Genomic DNA, 14,156 nt, shown 5'->3' with positions numbered 1-14,156 from the left:
CTGGAGCCGTGTCCATGACCTCACCGTCCTTCGCCGACCGCCACATCGGCCCCCGCGCCGCCGACACCGCGGCGATGCTCGAGTCGCTCGGGCACGCCGACTGGCGCCCGCTCCTCGAGTCCGTGCCGCCCTCGATCCGCCAGCAGCGGCCCCTGGACCTGCCCGCCCCGCGCACCGAGGCGCAGGTCCTCGAGCGACTGCGTGAGCTCGCGGCGAGGAACGTCCAGCGCGTCCAGATGATCGGCCAGGGCTACTACGGCACCCACACCCCGAGCGTCATCCAGCGCAATGTCCTCGAGTCCCCGGCCTGGTACACCGCCTACACCCCGTACCAGCCGGAGATCTCCCAGGGCCGCCTCGAGGGGCTGCTCAACTTCCAGACGGCGGTCGCCGACCTCACCGCCCTGCCCGTCGCGAACGCCTCCCTCCTCGACGAGGCCACCGCCGTCGCCGAGGCCGTCCTCCTCATGCAGCGGGCCAACAAGGCGTCGAAGGCTGCCACCGTCGTCCTCGACGACGAGCTCCACCCGCAGACGCTCGCCGTCGTCCTCGCCCGCGCGGAGGCGGTCGGGATCACCGCCGTCGTCGCCGACCTCGACGGCGGCCTGCCCGACCTGCCCGACGGCGTCACCGGCCTGGTCCTCCAGCAGCCCGGGACGTCCGGTCGGCTGCGCGACCAGTCCGGCCTCATCGCCGAGGCGAAGGAGCGCGGCGCGCTCGTCACCGTCGCGGCCGACCTCCTCGCCCTCACGCTCGTCACCCCGCCGGGGGAGCAGGGCGCCGACGTCGCCGTCGGCTCGGCCCAGCGCTTCGGCGTCCCGCTCTTCTTCGGTGGCCCGCACGCCGCGTTCATGGCGGTGCGCGAGGGCCTGGAGCGGCAGCTGCCCGGCCGGCTCGTCGGCGTCTCCAAGGACAGCGAGGGCCGCCCCGCCCTGCGCCTGGCGCTCCAGCCGCGCGAGCAGCACATCCGCCGGGAGAAGGCGACGAGCAACATCTGCACCGCGCAGGCGCTGCTCGCCGTCGTCGCCGGCATGTACGCCGTCTACCACGGGCCCGAGGGGCTGCGGGAGATCGCCCGCCACGCCCACGGTGCCGCCCGCACCCTGGCCCTGCGCCTCACCGCCGGCGGGGTCGACGTCGTCCACGACGCGTTCTTCGACACCGTCACCGTCCGTGTGCCGGGGCGGGCCGCCGTCGTCGTCGCCGACGCGGAGAAGGCCGGGGTCAACCTGCGGCTCGTGGACGCGGACACCGTCGGCGTCTCCTGCGACGAGACGACGACGCCGGAGCACCTCGCCGCCGTCCTCGCCGCGTTCGGGGTCGACGACGGGGAGACGGGCGACGGCGGCTTCGAGTTCCCCGCTGCGCTGCGGCGCACGAGCGAGTTCCTCACTCACCCGACCTTCCACGCCCACCGCTCCGAGACGCAGATGATGCGCTACCTGCGCCGCCTGGCCGACCGGGACCTCGCGCTGGACCGGACGATGATCCCGCTCGGCTCGTGCACGATGAAGCTCAACGCCGCCACGGAGATGCAGGCGATGCTGTGGCCCGGCTTCGCGACCATCCACCCGCTCGCCCCGGACCACCAGACCGAGGGCTGGCGCGAGCTCATCGGGGAGCTCGAGACCTGGCTCGCGGAGATCACCGGCTACGACCGCGTCTCCATCCAGCCCAACGCCGGTTCCCAGGGCGAGCTCGCCGGACTGCTCGCGATCCGCGGCTACCACCGCTCCCGCGGCGACGACGAGCGCACCGTGTGCCTCATCCCGTCCTCCGCGCACGGCACCAACGCCGCCTCCGCCGTCCTGGCCGGGATGAAGGTCGTCACCGTGAAGACCGCCGACGACGGCTCGATCGACACCGCCGACCTCCACGCCCGCATCGAGCAGCACGGCGACCGGCTCGCCGCGATCATGCTCACCTACCCCTCGACCCACGGCGTCTTCGACACCGAGGTGCGCGAAGTCTGCGAGGCGGTCCACGCCGCCGGCGGGCAGGTGTACGTGGACGGCGCGAACCTCAACGCGATGATCGGGCTCGCCCAGCCGGGGGAGTTCGGCGGCGACGTCTCGCACCTCAACCTCCACAAGACCTTCTGCATCCCGCACGGCGGTGGCGGTCCGGGCGTCGGCCCGGTCGCGGTGCGCGAGCACCTCGCCCCCTTCCTGCCCGGGGACGCCGCAGGGGACGACGGCGACGGCGCGGTGCCCGTGTCCGCCACCCGTCACGGGTCCGCGGGGGTGCTGCCCATCTCCTGGGCCTACATCGCGCTCATGGGCGCCGAGGGCCTGGCGGCCGCCACGCGCAGCGCGCTGCTGGCGGCGAACTACGTCGCCAAGGCGCTGGACCCCTACTTCCCGGTGCTCTACACGGGCGCGGACGGGCTCGTCGCGCACGAGTGCATCCTCGACCTGCGCGAGCTGACCAAGCGCTCGGGCGTGACGGCCGAGGACGTGGCCAAGCGGCTCGTCGACTTCGGCTTCCACGCCCCCACGCTGTCCTTCCCGGTGGCCGGCACTCTCATGGTCGAGCCCACCGAGAGCGAGGACCTCGCCGAGCTCGACCGCTTCGTCGAGGCGATGGTGACGATCCACGGGGAGATCCAGCAGGTCCTCGACGGCGAGCTCGAGCTGGCCGACAGCCCGGTGCGCCGGGCCCCGCACCCGGCCGCCGACGTCGTCACCGACGCCTGGGATCGGCCCTACCCGCGCGAGCAGGCCGCCTTCCCCGTGCCGGGGCTGCGGCAGGACAAGTACTTCCCACCGGTGAGCCGCATCGACAACGCCTACGGGGACCGCAACCTCGTGTGCGCGTGCCCGCCGCCCGAGGCCTTCGAGGAGGACTGATGAGCGAGAAGGAGACCGCCCTGCGCGCCGAGCACGAGGCGCTGGGGGCGACGATGACCGGCTTCGCCGGCTGGACGATGCCGCTGCACTACGGCTCGCAGCTGGCCGAGCACCAGGCGGTGCGTCAGGCCGCCGGGCTCTTCGACCTCAGCCACATGGGCACCGTGTGGGTCGCCGGACCGGGGGCCGGGGCCTTCCTCGACCACGCCGTCGTCGGCTCGATCTCCACCCTCGAGGTGGGCCGGGCGAAGTACACGCTGCTGTGCACGCCCGAGGGCGGCATCGTCGACGACCTCATCGTCTACCGGGTGGGGGAGGACCGGTTCCTCACCGTGCCCAACGCGGCGAACACCGCGCCCGTCCTCGCCGAGCTGGGCGAGCGCGCGGCGGGCTTCGACGCGCGGATCACCGACGCGACCGAGGAGACGGCGCTCGTCGCCGTCCAGGGGCCGCGCGCCGTCGAGATCGTCACGGCGCTCGCGGACGGGCCGGTCGAGGACCTGCGTTACTACTCGGCCCGCGAGGCTACCGTGGCCGGGCAGCGGGTGCTGCTCGCCCGCACCGGGTACACCGGGGAGGACGGCTTCGAGATCCTCGTGCCGGGGGAGCACGCCGTCGCCCTGTGGCGCGCGCTGCTCGAGGCCGGCGCCGAGGCCGGACTGGTGCCTGCCGGGCTCGCCGCCCGGGACTCGCTGCGCCTGGAGGCCGCGCTGCCGCTGTACGGCAACGAGCTGGGCCTGGACGTCGACCCCTTCGCCGTCGGGCTCGGCGGCATCGTCGGCCTGCGCCGCAAGACCGCGGACTTCGTCGGTCGCGCGGCGCTCGAGCGGATCCGCGACGCGCACGAGGCCGGGGAACAGGGCCGGCGGGTGCTCGTCGGCCTCGCCGGGCAGGGCCGCCGCGCCGCCCGCCAGGGCACCCCTGTGCTGCTCGGGGAGCAGGAGGTCGGCGTCGTCACCTCCGGCCTGCCGAGCCCCACGCTCGGGCACCCGATCGCCCTCGCCGTCGTCGACCGCGCCGCCGCGGAGGTCGGCACCGCGCTCGACGCCGACGTGCGCGGGCGGCGTGAACCCTTCACCGTCGTCGAGCGTCCGTTCTACCGTCGTCCCTGACCCACCGCTGAGGAGAACCCCATGGCCACGATCCGTCCCGACCGCAAGTACACCGCCGAGCACGAGTGGGTGGACGCCTCCGTCTCGCCCGTCCGCGTGGGCATCACCACCGTGGCGACCGACGCCCTCGGCGACATCGTCTACCTCGAGCTGCCGGAGGTCGGCGCCGAGGTGACGGCGGGGGAGACCTGCGGGGAGGTCGAGTCGACGAAGTCGGTCTCCGACCTTTACGCGCCCGTCACCGGCACCGTCACCGCCGTCAACGAGGCGGCCGTCGCGGACCCGGCGCTCGTCAACCGCGAGCCCTTCGGGGAGGGCTGGCTCTTCGCCGTCGAGGCCTCGGAGGAGGCCGAGCTCCTCTCGCCCGAGGAGTACGCCGAGACCACCGGCGCCGACATCGCCTGACGGGTGGCCCGCCCCGAGCGGGCCACCCCCTCCCGCCGACAGCACACTTACCGCCGACAGCACACTTACCGCCGACAGCACACTTACCGCCGACAGTGCACTTACCGCCGACAGCACACTTACCGCCGACAGTGCACTTACCGTCAGGGGCTCAGCCGCTGACCGTCGGGCCGGCCTCCTCGGGCACGAGGACGACGACGCAGCGCCGTTCGCGTTCCATCGCGGTGCGGTACTCGTCCCAGTCCTCGTGCTCGCCGGAGATCCGGCGGTAGTAGTCGACGAGCAGGTCCATCGCCTCGGGCAGGGAGAGGATCTCCACCGGCCCGGTCAGCTGCACCCACGGCCCGAAGAACCGGTCGGTGATGACGCACAGCGACGCCCGTGGCGTCCGCCGGAGGTTGCGGACCTTGACCGCCGTCTCACGGGTGCTGACGAGGATGCGGCCGGCGTCGTCGACCGCGGCGAGGACGGGGGACTGCTGCGCGTCCCCGCTCCGGCGGCGGGTAGCGAGGATGCCTCGCGGGTTCTCGCGCACGAAGGTGAGTGCCGTGTCGATGTCCATGAGACATGGTGGCCCGGCCGCCGTGGCCCACGCGCGTGAACCGGACATCGGTGCTGACGGCGTTAAGTGCACTGTCGGCGATAAGTGTGCTGTCGGCGGGAGCACGGGGCCGGTTACTGGGCGCCGAGCTCGACGAGGAGGACGCCGGCGGCGATGAGCACGATCCCGGCGACCATCATCCGGGTGAGCGGCTCGCCGAAGAGCACCTTGCTCCCGACGGCGGTGAGCGCCACCCCGACCGCCGTCCAGATCCCGTAGGCGACACCGATCCCGATGCCCTGCTGCAGGGTGAGGGACAGCAGCGTGAACGCGACGAGGTACCCGACGCCGACGACGGCGAGCCAGGCCCGCCGTCCGTCGACGCTCGCGCGCAACGAGAGCGTGGCGGTGACCTCGGCGAGGATCGAGCCGGTGAGGAAGAGCCAGCCCATCAGGCCTGCACCTCCTCGGTCGCCCGGTGCGAGCCGACCTCGACGAGCAGGATGCCGCCGATGATGAGCGCCATCCCCGCGGCCATGAGGAGGGTGACCGGCTCGCCGAAGATCGCGGCGGACAGCGCTGCGGTGAGGACCACACCGGTGGCGCCCCAGATCCCGTAGGCGACGCCGAGTGGCATCCCGCGGCGCAGCACCGCGGCCAGGAAGACGAAGGCCGACACGTAGCCGACGACGACGAGCACGTACCAGCGGGGATCGTCGACGGCGGCACGCAGGGACAGCGAGCCGCTCACCTCGCACACGATCGCGCCGGCGAGGAGGAGCCAGGAAGTCACCGGACGATCCTTGCAGAGCCTGCGGAGGGGCGCGGTCGGGAGCGGTTCGTGCCAGGCTACGGCCGTGCCCCAGACCGCCGACGCCGACCTCGTGGCCGCCGCGCGCGAGCTCTACGCCCACGCGCCGGCCGAGTTCGTCGCGGCCCGCAACGCCCGCGCCGCGCAGGTGCGCAAGGCGGGGGACCGGGAGCTGGCGACGAGCATCAAGGCGCTGCCCAAGGCGTCCGCCGCTGCGTGGGCCGTGGGCGCCGTCGCCCGGGAGCACCCCGAGGAGCTCGACGCACTCGGCGAGCTCGGCGCCGAGCTGCGCGTGGCCCAGGCGACGGCCCAGCCGGCCGAGCTGCGCGCCCTGAGCAAGCGCCGTCGTGAGCTGGCCGGCGCAGCCACCCGCACGGCCGCCCGCCTGGCCGAGGAGCACGGCGTCGTCCTCTCCGACGCGGCGCGGGAGCAGGTGGAGGTGACGTGGTCCGCCGTCGTCATCGACACCGCCGCCGAGCGCGCCGTCCGCAGCCTCCTGCTCGTCCGGCCGCTCGAGCCGGGTGGTGGGCTCGAGGACGCGCTCGCTCTGCCCGGCGTCGTCGACGCGGAGGCGCCCGACGACGAGCCGGCCGCCCCACCGCGCGCCACCTCGTCCAAGAGCGCCGCGGACGACGACGGCGGCCCGTCCCGCCGGGCGATCAGCCGCCGACCCCGCAGCGCCGAGAGCGAGGAGGAGGCGCCGCCCCGCCGGGCGATCAGCCGCCGGCCGCGCGCCGAGCGCGAGGAGGAGGCCGACGAGCAGGAGGAGTCCCGGCCCCGTCGGGCGATCAGCCGCCGGCCGCGCGCCGTCGAGCGCAAGGAGAAGGCCAAGGAGTCCGAGGAACCGCCGGCTGACACCGGCCGCGAGGTGCGGCGCGCCGAGCGCGAGCTGCGCGCCCGGGAGCGGGTGGCCGAGCACGCCAGGGCCGAGCTCGAGGACGCAGCCGAGGAGCTGTCCCGCGTCGAGGCCCAGGTGCTGCGGGCGGCGGCGCGCACCGAGGAGCTGCGCCGTGAGCTGGCGGAGCTGGAGGAGCAGCTGGCCGAGCTGGACGAGGAGCGGACGCAGGCCGCCGAGGAGCGCGAGGATGCCGAGGCCCGGGCGGAGACCGCCCGCCAGGCCGTGGAGGAGGCCCGCCAGCACCTCGCGGGGCTGACGGACTGAGGGCGCAAAAGGCCTGGCCAACGCGCGTGCCGCAGGGCAGGCTGACCGCACGAGTCCGACCACGAGAGCACCTGGAGGGACCATGACCGACACCACCCCGCCCGAGACGCCCAAGGACAAGATGCGTCAGGCCCTGGAGCGCAAGAACCAGCGGGCGCACCAGGCCAACCAGGCGCGGCAGAACACCGGCGCGGTGCACGGCAGCCAGGTGAACGGCGGCGGCAAGCGCACCTTCCGCCGCAAGTCCGGCTAGACCGGGTCTGCGCCGCGCCCCTCGACGGCGCGGCGCAGCTCGGCGAAGGCCTCCGCCAGGCGCGCCGGCGTGAAGTGCGCGTTGAGCCCGCTGGGGTTGGGCAGCACCCACACCCGGGTGTCGCCGAGCAGCAGGTCCTGCTCGCCGTAGGTGGCTGCGGGCCGGTCGAAGGCCGTGCGGAAGGCGGTGACGCCGAGCACGGCGAGCCACGCGGGGCGGTGCTCCGCAACGTCGGCCCGCAGCCGCTCCCCGCCGGCGCGCAGCTCGGCGGGGGACAGCTCCGCCGCCGTCGCCGAGGCCCGCTCGACGACGTTCGTCACGCCCAGCCCGAGTTCCAGCAGCTCCTCCTGCTCCGAGGGGTGCAGCTGCCGCGGGGTGAAACCCGAGCGGTGCAGCGCGGGCCAGAACCGGTTGCCCGGCCGGGCGAAGTGGTGCCCCGACCACGCCGAGTACAGCCCCGGGTTGATCCCGCAGAAGAGTACCCGCAGGCCCGGGACCGCGAGCAGCGGCAGCGTCCGGTCGGCTGCGGCGAGCAGCTCCTCACGCGTGGGGCGACGGTCGGCGGGCACGGTCCGACCCTACGTGCCCGTGCCGGGCCGCCGCCGACCTGCGATGGTGGCTGGCATGGAGCGCATCACGGACAAGCTGTACTCCTGGGCCTCGATCATCGACCCGCAGGCGCTGGCCCAGGCCCGCCTCACGGCCGAGCTCGACATCGTCGACCCGCACGTCGCCCTCATGCCCGACGCGCACGTCGGCATGGGCGCGACCGTCGGCTCGGTCATCCCCACGGTCGGGGCCGTCATCCCCGCCGCCGTCGGTGTGGACATCGGTTGCGGCATGGTGGCCGTGCGCACCCAGTTCACCGTCGAGCGGCTGCGCGGCGCCGGCCGCCCGCTCGCTGTCCTGCGCGAGGCGATCGAGCGCGCCGTCCCGCTCAGCCCCGGCAACTACAACCGCAAGGTGTGGGGCCGGGCGCCGGAGGCCGTGACCGAGCTCGAGCGCCTCGCCCGGGACGAGAACGTCACCCCCGAGACCTACGCGAAGAACTGGCGCGTGCAGCTCGGCTCCCTCGGCGGCGGCAACCACTTCATCGAGGTCACCGCGGACGAGGAGGGCCGCGTGTGGACCTTCCTCCACTCCGGCAGCCGCGGTGTGGGCAACCAGATCGCCCGCCGCTTCATCACCGCCGCGCAGCGGGTCGCCGACCGCCGCGGCGACCACCTCGCCGACCGCAACCTCGCCTACCTCACCGACGACGACGCCGAGTACCACGCCTACCTCGCCCACCTCCACTGGGCGCAGGAGTTCGCCCGCCTCAACCGCGAGGTCATGATGGACCGCGTCGTCGACGAGCTCGGCCGCTTCCTCGACGAGGACGTCGAGCGTCTCGAGGCCGTCAACTGCCACCACAACTACACGGCCGTCGAGGAGCACGCAGGCGGCCGTCGGCTCGTCTCCCGCAAGGGCGCCATCGCCGCCCACAAGGGCGTCCGCGGTCTCATCCCCGGCTCGATGGGCACGGCCTCCTACGTCGTCACCGGCAAGGGGGAGGAGATGTCGCTGTGCTCGGCCCCGCACGGCGCGGGCCGCGCCTACTCCCGCACCCAGGCCCGGCGCACCTTCACCCAGGCCGACCTGCGACGGCGGATGGCCGGGATCGAGTACCGCGACCTGCCCGCCTTCATCGACGAGATCCCCGACGCCTACAAGGACGTCGACGTCGTCATGGCCGACGCCGCCGACCTCGTCTCCGTCGACCACGTGCTGCGCCAGCTCGTCAACGTCAAGGGCCAGTGAAACGCTCCGACCGCCATTGCGGGAATGCGTGAATGTGGTACAGCCCACGGGCTGGAAACTTGTTGCCAAATATGAGATGATGCTATGCGCTGGCTCGCGGAGGTCGGGCGCTCCCACTCGATGTGGCGGCGAATTCCTCCGTGTCCTCGTGCCGCCCGAGCGATGTCGGGAATCAGCGGTAGGGCGGGAGAGACAGTCGTCGGCGAATCGCCGGCACCGAGTGTGGCGCTCTCATTAGCGAAGGGTCACGCGTTGAATTTCACCACTGGTCAGGTCGTCGTTCATCCTCACCACGGACCGGCAACGGTCAAGAAGGTCTCCACGCGCACCATCCGCAAGGAGAAGGTCAGCTACGTGGAGCTGGACGTGCACAACAGCGACCTCGTGGTGACCATGCCGGAAGGCCGCGCCGCCGAGGTGGGCGTGCGTCCCGCCGTCGACGTCGCGGGCGTCCAGGAGATCGTCGACGTCCTCCTCGCGCCGAGCCCCGAGCAGGAGACCGTCTGGTCGCGGCGCATCAAGGCCAACGGCGACCGCCTGCGCACCGGCGACATCCTCATCATCGCCGCCCTCATCCGCGACCTCACCCGCAGCAACGAGGAGAAGCGCCTCGCCTTCGGCGAGATGAAGCTCCTGCGCGACGCGAGCGGCCCCTTCGTCACCGAGCTCGCCCTCGTCCTGTCCATGACCGAGGACGACGTCGCCGCCATGGTCGACGCCGCGATCCTCGAGGGCGTGCGCCCCACCATCGACCAGGAGCTCGCCACCGCGAGCTGAGCCCCGCCGCGTAGGTGCCCGCCGCCCGGGCACCTACGCTTGGTCGCTATGAGACTTGGTGACCTGGCTGCCGCGCTGGACCTCGAGCTGCCCGCGGGGGCGGACGCGTCGACCGAGGTCCGCGGCGCCACCCACCAGGCCGACTGGGCCACCACGGGCGACGTGTTCGTCGCCATCCGCGGCGCCCGGGCCGACGGCCACGCCTTCATCGCCGACGCCGTCGCACGCGGCGCCGTCGCCGTCCTCGGCGAGGGCCTGCCCGACGGCGTCACCTCCCCGGTCCCGTACCTGCGGGTGACGAGCGCCCGGGCCGCCCTCGCCGACGCCGCCGCGGCCCTCGCCGGCCACCCGAGCCGCGGGCTCACCGTCCTCGGCGTCACCGGCACCGACGGCAAGACGACGACGTCCGCGCTCTCGCGCCACCTCCTCCGCAGCGCCGGCCGCGCCACCGGGCTGCTGTCGACGATCGGCTACGAGCTGCCCGACGGCGTGCTCCGCCAGCCGCCCACGCACTTCACCACCCCCGAGGCGCCGCAGGTCCAGCAGATCCTGCGTGACATGGTCGACGACGGCGCCACGGACGCCGTCGTCGAGGCCTCCTCCCACGCGCTCGCCCTCGACCGCGTGCGTGGCGTCGACTTCGACGTCGCGATCTGGACCAACCTCACGGGGGAGCACCTCGACTTCCACGGGACGATGGAGCAGTACTTCGCCGACAAGTCCCTCCTCGTCCAGCGCGCCCGCCACGCCGTCCTCAACGCCGACGACCCGTGGACCGAGCAGCTGCTGCCGATGGCCCCGAGCCGCACCACCTACAGCGCGGAGGGCCGCGAGGCCGACTGGCGGGCCGAGGACGTCGTCGAGGGGCCGGACGACCTGCGCTTCACCGTCCACACCCCCGCCGGCTCGGCGACGGCGGTGCTGCCGATGATCGGCCGCTTCAACGTCGCCAACGCCCTGGCCGCCATGGCCGGCGTGCACGCCGCGGGCGTCCCGCTCGAGGAGCTCGTCGCGGGGCTGGCCACCTTCCCGGGCGTGCCCGGCCGCATGGAGATGGCCGAGCGGCAGGACGGCGACCCGCGCGTCATCGTCGACTTCGCCCACACCCCACCGAGCCTCGACAAGGCGCTGGCGACCGTGCGGGTGACGACGGAGGAGCGGCTGTGGGTGGTCATCGGTTCTGCCGGCGGCCCCCGCGACCCCTCCAAGCGCGCCCCGCTCGGCGAGGTCGCCACCCGCATGGCGGACGTCGCCGTCCTCACCGAGGAGGACCACCGCGACACCCCGCTGGCCGACATCCTCGCCGAGATGGAGCGCGGCGCCCGCGAGGCCGGGCGCTCGAACTTCGTCAGCATCGGCGACCGGCGCGAGGCCATCCGGCACGCGGTAGGCCAGGCGGGCCCGCGGGACACCGTCGTGCTCGCCGGCAAGGGCCCGGAGGCCACCCTCGAGCGGGACACCGAGACGATCGACTGGGACGAGATGGCCGAGGCCCGCGAGGCCCTGGCGCTGCGCCGCGAGCACGCCGCCGGGAGGCCGTAGCGGCCCCGGGCCCAAGGTCCTCGCCCTGCGGCCCTCCGACGCGGTATCAAGGAGGTGGGAGGCGATGACCATGACCAGTCCGTCAGAGATGAACCGCCCGATCGTCGTCGGGGTCGACGGCTCCTCGCTCGCCGACACCGCCGTCCTGTGGGCGGCCGCCGAGGCCGACCGCCGCGGCACCACGCTCCACGTCGTCCACGCCTTCGTCCACCTCCACGCCGTGGGCGGGTACGTCGCGGTGCTCGACACCGCCAACCCGCTCGAGATCGGCGGCGAGGTGTGCGAGCGGGCGGCGGGTGCGGCCCGCGAGGCGTTCCCCTCGCTCACCGTCACCACCGAGGTGCGGGTGGGCCGGGCGGCGCCCGAGCTCATCAAGGCCTCGCGGGAGGCCGCCATGCTCGTCCTCGGCGCCCGGGGCCACGGGCGTGTCACCGGCCTCATCGTCGGCTCGGTGTCCCAGCAGGTGGCGATGTACGCCCGCTGCCCGGTCGTCGTCGTCCGCGGCCCCGCCGCGAGCGGGCCCGTCGTCGTCGGCGTCGACGGGTCGCCCGCCGCCGCGGAGGCGCTGCGCTTCGCCGTCGCGCACGCCGCCGCCACCGGCGCCCCGGTGCGAGCCGTGCGCGCCGAGTACGTCGAGCTGCCGATGGGCGCGCCCCCGGGCGACTGGTACGCCGACCTCGTCGCCAGGTCCGAGCAGGCCACCGTGGCAGCGCGCCGCGCCGTCGACGAGGTCGCGGCCGAGCACCCCGGGCTCGACATCGAGCTGCGGGTGCTGCGCCGCCACCCGGAGGCGGCGCTCGTCGAGGAGGCGGAGGGGGCGAGCCTGCTCGTCGTCGCCAAGCGCGGCCTGGGCGGCTTCACCGGCCTCATGCTCGGCTCGGTGAGCCAGGGCGTGCTCTCCCGGGCCAAGGTGTCGGTCGCCGTCGTGCCCGGCGGTGAGGAGCCCGAGCACCCGGACGACCCGTAGGCCGGATGAGCGGCCTCAGCCGGTGAGGTGGCGCAGGTAGCGCCCGGGGGCCTCGAGGAAGCCGCGCCAGTGGCGCACGACCTCGAGGTCCTCCCACGCGACCGGCGTGATGCCGTCCTCGTCGAGCTGGAGGACCCGGGCGCCGGGCAGCGCGGTGAGGATCGGGGAGTGGGTGGCGCACAGGACGTGCCGCTCGCCCTCGGCGAGCAGGGCGAGCACGTCGAGGAGCGCGAGGGACGTCGTGAAGGACAGCGCGGACTCGGGCTCGTCGAGCAGGACGACGCCGGCAGTGCGCACCCACCTGCCGGTGAGCATCTCGACGAAGGACTCGCCGTGGCTCAGCTGGTGGAGGTCGTGGGGGGACGGCGGCGCACCGGCCGGCGCGGAGGCGTCCTCGAGGTAGCTGACGAAGCGGTGCATCGTCTCCGCGCGGAGGAAGAAGCCGCGGCGCCAGGCCGCGCGGTCGCGCCACACCGGGCGCAGGCGCCGGCCGAGGTCGGAGCGGTCGGTGGCGTGCCCGCGCTCGGCGCCGCCGACGTGGTCGGTGGACCCGCCGTCGGCGGGGATGTCGAGCGCCTCCGCGACGGCCTCGACGATCGTCGACTTGCCCGCCCCGTTCTCCCCGACGAGGAAGGTGACGCCCGGCGGGATCTCCAGCCCGTGCTCGAGGAGGTGGGCGACGGCGGGCACGGTGTCGGGCCACGCCGCGGGGTGGGCGGACGCCTCCGGGTGGATCTCGATGCGGAGCTGGGCGGTCACGCGCCCACTGTGCCAGGGCGGACCGACACTCAGCCGGTGGGGCTCGCGGACCGGGCGGCCGGCTCGTAGCCGGCGGCGAGCCCCTCGGTGAGCGCGGCGACCAGCGCAGGCACGTCCTCGGCGGCGACGCGGACCGTGCCGGTGCACACGTCGCCGTGCCACAGCGAGAGGACGGCGACGCCGGCGTCGTGGTGCCACGACACGCGCAGCGCCCGGCCGCCGCCGCGGACGTCCGCGACGACCTCGCCCCGAGCGGGCAGCGCGACGATGCGTCCCATGCACCCATGATCCTCCGCCGGCCCTGTTCTGGCCAGGGCCGCGCGAGTAGCGTCGGGCCATGAGGTACGGCGTCGTCGCGTCCTTCGGGTCCGCCCAGCAGGTGCTGGAGATGGCGGTCGCCGCCGAGGAGGCCGGCTGGGACGGCTTCTTCACCTGGGACGGCATCAGCGTCGGGACGATGGACACCTACGACCCGTGGGCGCTGCTCGGGGCGGTCGCCGTCTCCACCAGCCGCATCCGGCTGGGCGCGATGGTCTTCGCCCTCGCCCGGCGCCACCCGTGGAAAGTGGCGCGCGAGGCGATCACCGTCGACCACCTCTCCGGCGGGCGTCTCGTCATGCCCGTGGGCCTGGGAGCGGCCGACGACGGCGCGTTCAGCCGCGTCTCCGGCGCACCGACCGAGCGGCGCACCCGCGCCGAGCTCCTCGACGACTCCCTCGCCATCCTCGACCTCGCCTGGCGCGGGGAGCCCTTCAGCTACGCCGGCACCCACCACCGGGTCGAGGACCTCGTCTTCCGGCCGCGGCCAGTGCAGCAGCCCCGCGTCCCGGTATGGGTGGTGGGGGCGTGGCCCTCCACGCGCTCGATGAGCCGGGCGCTGCGGTGGGACGGCGTCCTGCCCCAGCCCATGGGCGGGCCGGGCGAGCCGGTCACCCCGCAGATGGTGACCGACATCCGGGCGCTCGCGGCCGAGCGGCGCGAGGACGGGGGAGCGGGTTTCGACGTCGTCGTCGAGGGCGTGCTGGACGACGCGGCCGCCATGAGTCGCGTCCGCGAGCTCGCCGACGCCGGGGCGACGTGGTGGATCGAGTCCCGCTGGGAGGAGGAGAGGGCGCGCCCGGAGAACCTCCTCGCGTTCATCCGCAGCGGGCCGCGGCGGGCCTGACGTGCTGGGACGT

At 74.3% G+C, this 14,156-nt stretch carries 16 protein-coding genes; 10 read left to right on the top strand and 6 right to left on the bottom strand.

Annotated elements, in window-relative coordinates:
• Positions 1-14 precede the first annotated feature (14 nt).
• Genes gcvP through gcvH form a run of 3 tightly spaced genes read left to right on the top strand, consistent with a single transcriptional unit; the run spans position 15 to position 4,366 of the window.
• On the top strand, positions 15-2,849 hold the full coding sequence (gcvP, locus tag AA0005_RS11645) for an aminomethyl-transferring glycine dehydrogenase (RefSeq protein ID WP_413450337.1): 2,835 nt from the start codon (positions 15-17) through the stop codon (positions 2,847-2,849).
• The gene (gcvT, locus tag AA0005_RS11640; RefSeq protein WP_413450336.1) at positions 2,849-3,961 is read left to right on the top strand and encodes a glycine cleavage system aminomethyltransferase GcvT; all 1,113 of its coding nucleotides are present in this window, start codon (positions 2,849-2,851) and stop codon (positions 3,959-3,961) included. Before gcvP ends, gcvT begins: the two co-directional genes overlap by 1 nt.
• A 21-nt stretch (positions 3,962-3,982) precedes the next feature.
• Entirely contained in the window at positions 3,983-4,366 is a 384-nt protein-coding gene (gene gcvH, locus AA0005_RS11635; RefSeq protein ID WP_413450335.1) for a glycine cleavage system protein GcvH, read from the top strand.
• Between the two features lie 151 nt (positions 4,367-4,517).
• On the opposite strand, the gene AA0005_RS11630 is transcribed toward gcvH, so the two are convergent.
• From AA0005_RS11630 to AA0005_RS11620, 3 genes are all read right to left on the bottom strand, one after another.
• Positions 4,518-4,928, bottom strand: coding sequence for a PPOX class F420-dependent oxidoreductase (locus AA0005_RS11630; RefSeq protein WP_413450334.1), 411 nt, complete (start codon positions 4,926-4,928; stop codon positions 4,518-4,520).
• Between the two features lie 113 nt (positions 4,929-5,041).
• Positions 5,042-5,359, bottom strand: a complete 318-nt coding sequence (locus AA0005_RS11625; RefSeq protein WP_413450333.1) for a DMT family transporter — start codon at positions 5,357-5,359, stop codon at positions 5,042-5,044.
• On the bottom strand, positions 5,359-5,700 hold the full coding sequence (locus tag AA0005_RS11620; protein WP_413450332.1) for a DMT family transporter: 342 nt from the start codon (positions 5,698-5,700) through the stop codon (positions 5,359-5,361). The genes AA0005_RS11625 and AA0005_RS11620 overlap by 1 nt, the downstream gene beginning before the upstream one ends.
• A 64-nt stretch (positions 5,701-5,764) precedes the next feature.
• On the opposite strand from AA0005_RS11620, the gene AA0005_RS11615 reads away from it, so the two are divergent.
• Together AA0005_RS11615 and AA0005_RS11610 are read left to right on the top strand one after the other, a co-directional pair.
• A complete protein-coding gene (locus AA0005_RS11615; protein ID WP_413450331.1) occupies positions 5,765-6,880 on the top strand; it encodes a hypothetical protein in 1,116 nt (371 codons plus the stop codon).
• An 82-nt stretch (positions 6,881-6,962) separates the two neighbouring features.
• The gene (locus AA0005_RS11610; protein ID WP_413450330.1) at positions 6,963-7,133 is read left to right on the top strand and encodes a DUF5302 domain-containing protein; all 171 of its coding nucleotides are present in this window, start codon (positions 6,963-6,965) and stop codon (positions 7,131-7,133) included.
• Here the strand turns inward: AA0005_RS11610 and mug are convergent.
• The gene (mug, locus tag AA0005_RS11605; protein WP_413450329.1) at positions 7,130-7,702 is read right to left on the bottom strand and encodes a G/U mismatch-specific DNA glycosylase; all 573 of its coding nucleotides are present in this window, start codon (positions 7,700-7,702) and stop codon (positions 7,130-7,132) included. The two genes, AA0005_RS11610 and mug, sit on opposite strands and share 4 nt — an antisense overlap.
• 55 nt (positions 7,703-7,757) lie before the next feature.
• Between mug and AA0005_RS11600 the strand changes: the two genes are divergently transcribed.
• From AA0005_RS11600 to AA0005_RS11585, 4 genes are all read left to right on the top strand, one after another.
• Positions 7,758-8,933, top strand: a complete 1,176-nt coding sequence (locus AA0005_RS11600; RefSeq protein WP_413450328.1) for an RtcB family protein — start codon at positions 7,758-7,760, stop codon at positions 8,931-8,933.
• A gap of 252 nt (positions 8,934-9,185) precedes the next feature.
• Complete coding sequence (locus tag AA0005_RS11595; RefSeq protein ID WP_413450327.1) at positions 9,186-9,710, top strand: CarD family transcriptional regulator; 525 nt, start codon at positions 9,186-9,188, stop codon at positions 9,708-9,710.
• Between the two features lie 48 nt (positions 9,711-9,758).
• The gene (locus AA0005_RS11590; RefSeq protein WP_413450326.1) at positions 9,759-11,252 is read left to right on the top strand and encodes a UDP-N-acetylmuramoyl-L-alanyl-D-glutamate--2,6-diaminopimelate ligase; all 1,494 of its coding nucleotides are present in this window, start codon (positions 9,759-9,761) and stop codon (positions 11,250-11,252) included.
• A gap of 70 nt (positions 11,253-11,322) precedes the next feature.
• Complete coding sequence (locus tag AA0005_RS11585; RefSeq protein ID WP_413450325.1) at positions 11,323-12,219, top strand: universal stress protein; 897 nt, start codon at positions 11,323-11,325, stop codon at positions 12,217-12,219.
• A gap of 15 nt (positions 12,220-12,234) precedes the next feature.
• Here the strand turns inward: AA0005_RS11585 and AA0005_RS11580 are convergent, their stop codons facing one another.
• Both AA0005_RS11580 and AA0005_RS11575 read right to left on the bottom strand, forming a co-directional pair.
• Positions 12,235-12,978 carry an ATP-binding cassette domain-containing protein gene (locus AA0005_RS11580; RefSeq protein ID WP_413450324.1) on the bottom strand — a complete coding sequence of 248 codons (744 nt, stop codon included), beginning with the start codon at positions 12,976-12,978 and terminating at the stop codon, positions 12,235-12,237.
• 29 nt (positions 12,979-13,007) lie between these two features.
• Positions 13,008-13,256: a hypothetical protein gene (locus AA0005_RS11575; RefSeq protein WP_413450323.1), complete on the bottom strand. Its 249-nt coding sequence runs from the start codon at positions 13,254-13,256 to the stop codon at positions 13,008-13,010.
• A gap of 59 nt (positions 13,257-13,315) precedes the next feature.
• Between AA0005_RS11575 and AA0005_RS11570 the strand changes: the two genes are divergently transcribed.
• Positions 13,316-14,143: an LLM class flavin-dependent oxidoreductase gene (locus tag AA0005_RS11570; RefSeq protein ID WP_413450322.1), complete on the top strand. Its 828-nt coding sequence runs from the start codon at positions 13,316-13,318 to the stop codon at positions 14,141-14,143.
• The last annotated feature ends 13 nt before the right edge of the window (positions 14,144-14,156 follow it).

The organism is Georgenia phoenicis, from assembly GCF_047302425.1.
Classification (GTDB): Bacteria; Actinomycetota; Actinomycetes; order Actinomycetales; family Actinomycetaceae; genus Oceanitalea.
The sequence above is the reverse complement of the archived record's forward strand: the minus strand, read 5'-3'. Positions and strand labels throughout refer to the sequence as shown.